This window comes from Dietzia sp. Cai40, assembly GCF_014145165.1.
Classification (GTDB): Bacteria; Actinomycetota; Actinomycetes; order Mycobacteriales; family Mycobacteriaceae; genus Dietzia; species Dietzia natronolimnaea.
Genome location: NZ_JAALEB010000276.1, coordinates 1 through 6,475 on the forward strand (window position 1 = coordinate 1; position 6,475 = coordinate 6,475).

Consider the following 6,475-nt stretch of genomic DNA (forward strand, 5'->3'; position numbering starts at 1 on the left):
GGGCCTTTCGCGCATCTGCTCGGATCAGCGCGGCGCCATGCGGAGGGCGCCGTCCATACGGAAGCTCTCGCCGTTGAGGTAGTCCTGCTCGACGATCGCGCCTGCCAGCTGCGCGTAGTCCGACGGGCGGCCGAGGCGGGACGGGAACGGGATGGAGGCCTCGAGGGTCTTCTGGAACTCCTCGGTCAGGCCACGCAACATCGGCGTCTCGATGGTCCCCGGGGCGATGGTGTTGACCCGGATACCGAACTGGGCGAGGTCGCGAGCCGCGCAGATGCCCATCGAGTACACGCCGCCCTTGGACGCGGCGTAGGCGATCTGGCCGACCTGGCCCTCGTAGGCGGCCACGGAGGCGGTGTTGATGATGACGCCGCGCTGGCCGTCCTCGTCGACCGTGTCCTGGGTGGACATGGCCTCGGCGGCGAGCCGCAGCACGTTGAACGTGCCGACCAGGTTGACCGAGATGCAGGTCTGGAACAGGTCCAGGGCGTGCACGCCCTTCTTGGAGACGATGCGGGCGGCCGGGGCGATGCCCGCGCAGTTGACCACGACGCGCAGCGGGGCGGCCTCGGTGGCCTTGGCGATGGCGGCCTTGACGTCGTCCTCGCTGGTCACATCGGCGGGGAGGAGGGTGATCCCCTCGTCGATGCCCTGCTCGACGGCCTTGTCGATGGACTGCTGGAGGTCGAGGCCGAAGACGATCGCGCCCTTCTCTGCGAACGAGCGCGCGGTGGCGTTGCCCAGGCCGGAGGCGGCACCGGTGACGATGACGGAAGCACCCTTGATGTCCACGGGCGATGTCCTTTCTCTCTAGGAGGCGAGCACTAGGAGGTGCAAGCACTTACCGGCCCAGTGTTCCAGAACCGTGTTCAGCGCACGTCGAAGGCCGGGCTCTCCCCCCGCACGGGGAACAGTCGGCCGTCGATGCCCCGACCGGAGGCGGTGTACACCACCCGGTATTCGCCGGCCGGTGTCCCCGGAGGGATGTCCCAGGTGATGAGGGCGTTGGTCACGGTGAGCAGGCCCTCGAACACGATCATCGTGGACCAGTCGCCGTCGTCGTGGACCCGGATCCACCGTCCGCCGTCCCGGCGCTCCACGGCCAGGTAGGTGTCACCCCGCCGCAGGTCGGAGTTGGGGTTCGTGCCGCAGAACCGGACCACGACCCGCTGCCCCACCCGGTACCCGGGCAGGGGCGGGTCCAGCACGTCACCGAAGTTCCGCAGCGGCGCCGGGGTGTCCACGAGCGGGTTGCCCAGGGGGGAGACGGGGATCTGCCCGGTGAGGTCTCGTTCGGAGGCGCCCGGGTCCAGGGGGGATCCCGACCGCATCGAGCGCGCCAGGTCGGCGGCCACCTGTTGGATGGCGGGCAGCGTCCACGGGCCGAACGCGGTGGCGCCGCCCTCGTAGTTCTGGGCCGAGTACTCCTCCGGGGTCGTGACGTAGTGCCCGTAGGCGTTGGAGTACCCCTGCACGGTGATGTGGTCCTCGGGGACGGCGAGTTCGGCCGCCAGGGTGCGGCGCAGGCGCAGGCCCGCCACGACGGTCGGCTCGAAACCCAGGCTGAACAGGTAGTGCCCGCCGAGCCGGACGAGGTGGAACGGGTACACGCGTTGGATGGCGTGCGGCACAAGACCGACGGGAAGCAGCACGTCCTTGGCGCCGTGCGCCTCTCGTAGCCAGGCGGGGATCACGAGCTCGGAGATGGCTCTGACCTCCGGGTTCCCGCCCCGGTCACCCTCGTTGAAGGGCAGCTCCTCGGCGCCCCCGCCGTCCTCCTGGCTGCCGGCGGCGAACGCCGCGCCGAGGGCCGCCACCGCGGTCCGGTGTGTGCGGCCGTCGCCGGTGAACTCCGGCCGCACGTCGACCGCCGACATGTCGACCCAGCGGTGGCGGACGTCGATCCCGCCACCGAGCGGGCGGACGTTCCGGCCCACCTGGTCGCGCGCGGCGGCGAACTGACGCTCGCCGTTGATACGGGTGTTGAGCCACTCGTCCGGCGTCGGCCCCCGACCGGGTTCGAGGTCGAGGTTGGGGCTGACGTCGCCGGGGTTGGTCTGAGCGAAGGCGGTCACCAGTGCCGGGGTGCCGCCGGCCAGGTAGTCCTGGCCCGCGGCCTCGCGCTCCCAGTACCAGGCGGCGTACCCCTTGTTGTCCGAGGAGGAGAGTGCGTTGGCGGCGGTCATGGAGGTGGCGTGCGAGGCGAACCAGTTGATCACCCCGACGAGCCGTTCACCCCTGGTGATCTGCAGGGACTGTGACCGGGGGTCGATGCCGGTGGGGAAGTGCGCGCGTTCGTCGGCGGTGTCCCGGTCGAACGAGCCGCGGGAGCGGTTGACCCCCGCGTCGTACAGGTGGCCCGTGGTGACCCCGACGCTCGACGGGGCGAGGTCGTGGTGCGCCATTCTGACGGCGTCGACGATCCCGGCGCAGTTGGCGTCGAAGGTGACGGGCCGGAACCCGAGCATCGACAGGTCGACCATCGGGTGACCGGACGTCCCGCCGGGTGCGGCGTGGGTGTGCGTGGCCGTGATGACCACGTTCCCCTCGTGATAGGTGTCGCCGAACTCCGCGGACAGGCGTCGCAGGACCTCCTGTTGGATGGACTGGAAGATCAGCCCGATCTCGGCGGTCACGTGGACGAACCTGGGTGACGACGGCGAGTCGGCGAAGACGAACGCCCGGGCCCGCTGCCGCAGATGCAGACCCCCGGAGTGCTGCTCGGTGTCGGCATACCCGTTCATCCCGGCCCCGAGGGATTCCCCGGTCATGTCGCCGATGCCCCGCCCCACGTACATGCGGGTGGCCTGCGCGGGCGCGACCGCGGGCAGGACGGAGTGCAGTGCGACCACACTGCCGAGGGCGGCGGCCCCACCGAGGACGGTGCGGCGCCGGATGCCGCGATGACCGGCTCCGTGGCGGTCGGTGACGTGGTGAGACATCGGCATCGGGCTCCCAGGGTGCTCGGGCGGCTGGTGACCTTGGTCACCTCATGGGACGTCAGAGTACCCAACTGGACGCTTGACCGGGGAGGGCCCCGGGTGGACGAGGACGGGTACCCGGGCGACGAGGACGGGCACCCCTGTGAACGAGGACGGGCCCCCGCGCGGCTGCACGGGGGCCCGTTCGTCGGATGGGGGTGGTCAGCTCTTGGCGGCGGCGTAGCGCTCGGCGACGTCCGCCCAGTTCACGACGTTCCACCAGGCCTTGACGTAGTCCGGCTTGACGTTCTTGTACTGGAGGTAGAAGGCGTGCTCCCACATGTCCAGCATGAGCAGCGGGGTCATGTTGATCGAGATGTTGCCCTGCTGGTCGGTCAGCTGCTGGATGATCAGGCGCTGTCCGATGTGGTCCCAGCCCAGGACCGCCCAGCCGGACCCCTGCAGGGTGGTGGCGGCGGCGTTGAAGTGGGCCTGGAACTTGTCGAACGAACCGAACTCGGCGTCGATCGCGGAGGCCAGCTCGCCCTCCGGCTTGTCGCCCCCGTCGGGCGACATGTTCTGCCAGAACACCGAGTGGTTGGTGTGGCCACCGAGGTGGAAGGCCAGGTTCTTGCTGAGCAGCGGAGCCTTGGTGGAGATGGTGCCGTCCTCGCGCGCGGCGGCGAGCTGCTCGAGCGCGTCGTTGGCGCCCTTGACGTAGGTGGCGTGGTGCTTGGAGTGGTGGAGCTCCATGATCTCGGCGGAGATGTGCGGCTCCAGCGCGCCGTAGTCGTAGGCGAGGTCGGGAAGAACGTACTCGGCCATAGTGGTGAGTCCTCTCAGTTGGGTGACGGGCTGCGCGTGGGACCTGCCCATGGCGCCCGTCACGACGTCCGGTTCCCACCATAGTGATCGCACACCGGCGGTGTCGGCCACCGGCGCAGCGGCTCCGTGGGTACCCGCCCGACCTGCCATGATCGGAGGCGTGGATCATTCCGGTTCGACCCCTGTCCGCGTCATCTCCGTCTCCGCGGTGGTCCTGACCCGGCCGGACGGGGCCGTGGTGACCGTGCGCAAGACGGGCACGGACCGCTTCATGCTCCCCGGAGGCAAGTGGGAGCCGGGGGAGTCCCCGCTGGCCTGCGCGGTCCGCGAGCTCGGGGAGGAACTGGGGTTGACGATCGCCCCGGAACTCCTGACCCCGCTCGGGCGGTTCGACACCGCGACGGCGAACGAGCCCGGGTTCAGGCTGGTCTCCGAGGTGTTCGCCGCGGAGACGGAACAGGACATGGAGCCCCGGGCGGAGATCGCCGAGGCCCGCTGGCTGACGTCCGCCGAGGTCCGGGGCGTCGCGCAACTCCCGGAAGACCAGTGCGCGCCATGGGCTCCGCTACTGGTCAGGGTCGCTCGCGAGGGCTTGGCGTGACGGGGTGGCCGCCGATCAGACGGCGAGGATCGCGATGAGTGCGAGGAGCAGCAGGGCGGCGGTGAGGACGCTGACGGCGAGGTTCCGGTGACTGACGTGGTCACTGCACCCCGACCCCTCGAAGGGCTGGGACGAGCCGCGGTCGAGAATGTCGTGCAGCTGCTGTGCGGCGGGCTTTGAAGCGGTCACGTCGAGCTCCCCACTGGTCGATCTGCGGCCCACCCTATCGCGAACTATGGTGTTCGTCACATCACGTCCGGATCACGCGGCCGCCGCGGGGTTACCCTGGCTCCATGGGCTGGCTACAGGACGCGATCAGACAATCGACGATGCGCACGGCGACCGAGGTGATCGACGCCGACTCGGCTCTGCCGGGCAGATCCGAACCGGTCGCCGTGGCGCCGACCAACATCGTCACCGGCAACCCGATGGTGCCGCCGTTCCCCGAGGGGTACGAGACGATGGCGCTGGGGATGGGCTGCTTCTGGGGTGCGGAGAAGATCCTCTGGCAGCTCGAGGGGGTGTGGACCACGGCCGTCGGCTACGCGGGCGGGTGGACACCCAATCCCACCTACGAGGAGACCTGCACGGGGGCGACGGGCCACACCGAGGCCGTCCTGGTGGTGTTCGACCCCGAGGTGTTGCCGGTCGAGCGACTGCTCGCCACGTTCTTCGAGTGGCACGACCCGACCCAGGGCATGAGGCAGGGCAACGACATGGGGACGCAGTACAGGTCCGCGGTGTTCGCCACCACGACCGCGCAACTGGAGACGGCCCGTCGACTGGGGGCCGCCTATGAGAAGGAACTGGACGCGGCCGGCCGCGGGCCCCTGACCACCGAGTTCGGGATGTTCGGAGAGGTCCGGTCCGGCGAGTTCGCCTACGCCGAGGACTATCACCAGCAGTACCTGGTCAAGAACCCCGGCGGTTACGACTGCCACGTCCGTAGCGGCGTGGCCTGCCCGATCTGAGGTCCCGGGGAGCCGGCCTTCTCGGCCCTTTCCGCCCCGCACCTGCCCCTGCCGTCCCCGCTCGCCCCCTCGGCTGCGGCAGGCGCTCCCGCGGATGATCGCCTCGGCGAGATCCGCTCCCGGGCATGAACTCCGGCGTGAGCCGTGGGGCGGGCCGCTGTTCATTGCCAGGGGCGGATGGCATCCGCGCGCGCGGATGACGGGGAGCAGAGGCGGATGGCAGACACACCCTGTGGTGGGGAGGCGGTCCCGTCAGCGGGTGTGTGCTCGGGACATGCGGAAGGGCCCGGCCGGGATCTCTCCCGGGCCGGGCCCTTCACGTCGATGCGGCGTCAGATCTCTCTGACGTCAGATCACATCGGGGTGATGTTCTCCGCCTGCAGGCCCTTGGCGCCCTGCGCGACGTCGAAGGAGACCTGCTGGTTCTCCTCGAGCGAGCGGTAGCCCGAGCCCTGGATGGCGGAGAAGTGCGCGAAGACGTCGGCGGAGCCGTCGTCGGGGGCGATGAAGCCGAAGCCCTTGTCAGCGTTGAACCACTTCACGGTGCCGGTAGCCATATTGGCGTCCTTTCGAGAGTCGGCACTCCGCTTGTCGGAGTACCAGATGATGCAGCAGAGAGCGTGCTGTGTGTTTCCCTGCGGTGCCGCATCGTTCTCTCGCAAGAACGGTGGATCTACAGAAATACAACGTACGTTTTCAACTACTGAGCAGAACCCTACAGTCTCAGAGCCGGTCCGTCACCCCCACGGGGTGTCCGGCAGGTGAATTCGCCGTTCCACCTCGGTTCCAGGGCGTTCCGACGGGCGTCCGACGGCGAGACTGGGCGGGTGTACTCCGACCTGACCCGCGAACTCGATTCCCTCCTGGGAGACCTCGGCCCCGGCCGTGCCGGACGGGCACGGGACATGGAGCGGGTGGACCCGACCCACCGTGGGGGCGCCCTGAACCTCGTCGACTACGCGACCCTGCGCCGGCACGACCTCCGGGATCTGCAGGACCGACTGCTCGACGCCGGCGTGTCCCCGCTCGTCGGCTGCGAGGACGACGTGGAGGCGGCACTCCGGGCCGCCCGTGCCGCTCTGGCCGCGCTCGGGGGGCAGGACCCGACGCGCTTCGTCGACCGTCACACCACGGCTACGGCGCGTGCCGCCGGCGAC

At 69.8% G+C, this 6,475-nt stretch carries 7 protein-coding genes and 1 pseudogene; 3 read left to right on the plus strand and 5 right to left on the minus strand.

From position 1 onward, the window contains the following. Positions 1–24: 24 nt before the first annotated feature. From G6022_RS10930 to G6022_RS10940, 3 genes are all read right to left on the minus strand, one after another. Entirely contained in the window at positions 25–792 is a 768-nt protein-coding gene (locus G6022_RS10930; RefSeq protein ID WP_179524210.1) for an SDR family NAD(P)-dependent oxidoreductase, read from the minus strand. A 77-nt stretch (positions 793–869) separates the two neighbouring features. Further along, positions 870–2,948 carry a neutral/alkaline non-lysosomal ceramidase N-terminal domain-containing protein gene (locus G6022_RS10935; RefSeq protein WP_182691564.1) on the minus strand — a complete coding sequence of 693 codons (2,079 nt, stop codon included), beginning with the start codon at positions 2,946–2,948 and terminating at the stop codon, positions 870–872. A gap of 195 nt (positions 2,949–3,143) precedes the next feature. Continuing rightward, complete coding sequence (locus G6022_RS10940; protein WP_031265000.1) at positions 3,144–3,746, minus strand: superoxide dismutase; 603 nt, start codon at positions 3,744–3,746, stop codon at positions 3,144–3,146. 160 nt (positions 3,747–3,906) lie between these two features. Here G6022_RS10940 and G6022_RS10945 point away from each other — a divergent pair, with 160 nt between their 5' ends. Beyond that, on the plus strand, positions 3,907–4,347 hold the full coding sequence (locus G6022_RS10945) for an NUDIX domain-containing protein (RefSeq protein WP_304813335.1): 441 nt from the start codon (positions 3,907–3,909) through the stop codon (positions 4,345–4,347). 15 nt (positions 4,348–4,362) lie between these two features. Here G6022_RS10945 and G6022_RS10950 read toward each other — a convergent pair whose 3' ends face one another. Next, positions 4,363–4,536 (minus strand): hypothetical protein, encoded by a 174-nt coding sequence (locus tag G6022_RS10950; RefSeq protein ID WP_179524212.1) that lies wholly within the window; start codon positions 4,534–4,536, stop codon positions 4,363–4,365. 104 nt (positions 4,537–4,640) lie between these two features. Here G6022_RS10950 and msrA point away from each other — a divergent pair, with 104 nt between their 5' ends. Next, the gene (gene msrA / locus G6022_RS10955; protein WP_182639586.1) at positions 4,641–5,318 is read left to right on the plus strand and encodes a peptide-methionine (S)-S-oxide reductase MsrA; all 678 of its coding nucleotides are present in this window, start codon (positions 4,641–4,643) and stop codon (positions 5,316–5,318) included. A 353-nt stretch (positions 5,319–5,671) separates the two neighbouring features. Here msrA and G6022_RS10960 read toward each other — a convergent pair whose 3' ends face one another. Then, positions 5,672–5,875: a cold-shock protein gene (locus G6022_RS10960; protein WP_007629661.1), complete on the minus strand. Its 204-nt coding sequence runs from the start codon at positions 5,873–5,875 to the stop codon at positions 5,672–5,674. Between the two features lie 270 nt (positions 5,876–6,145). Between G6022_RS10960 and G6022_RS10965 the strand changes: the two are divergent. Beyond that, positions 6,146–6,475 (plus strand): annotated as a pseudogene (locus G6022_RS10965) (pyruvate kinase); the annotation flags it as partial.

Coding starts and splice junctions, on each gene's coding strand:
- G6022_RS10935 (WP_182691564.1), bottom strand. CDS start 2,948: ATGCCGATGTCTCACCACGTCACCGACCGCCACGGAGCCGGTCATCGC.
- G6022_RS10940 (WP_031265000.1), bottom strand. CDS start 3,746: ATGGCCGAGTACGTTCTTCCCGACCTCGCCTACGACTACGGCGCGCTG.
- msrA (WP_182639586.1), top strand. CDS start 4,641: ATGGGCTGGCTACAGGACGCGATCAGACAATCGACGATGCGCACGGCG.
- G6022_RS10960 (WP_007629661.1), bottom strand. CDS start 5,875: ATGGCTACCGGCACCGTGAAGTGGTTCAACGCTGACAAGGGCTTCGGC.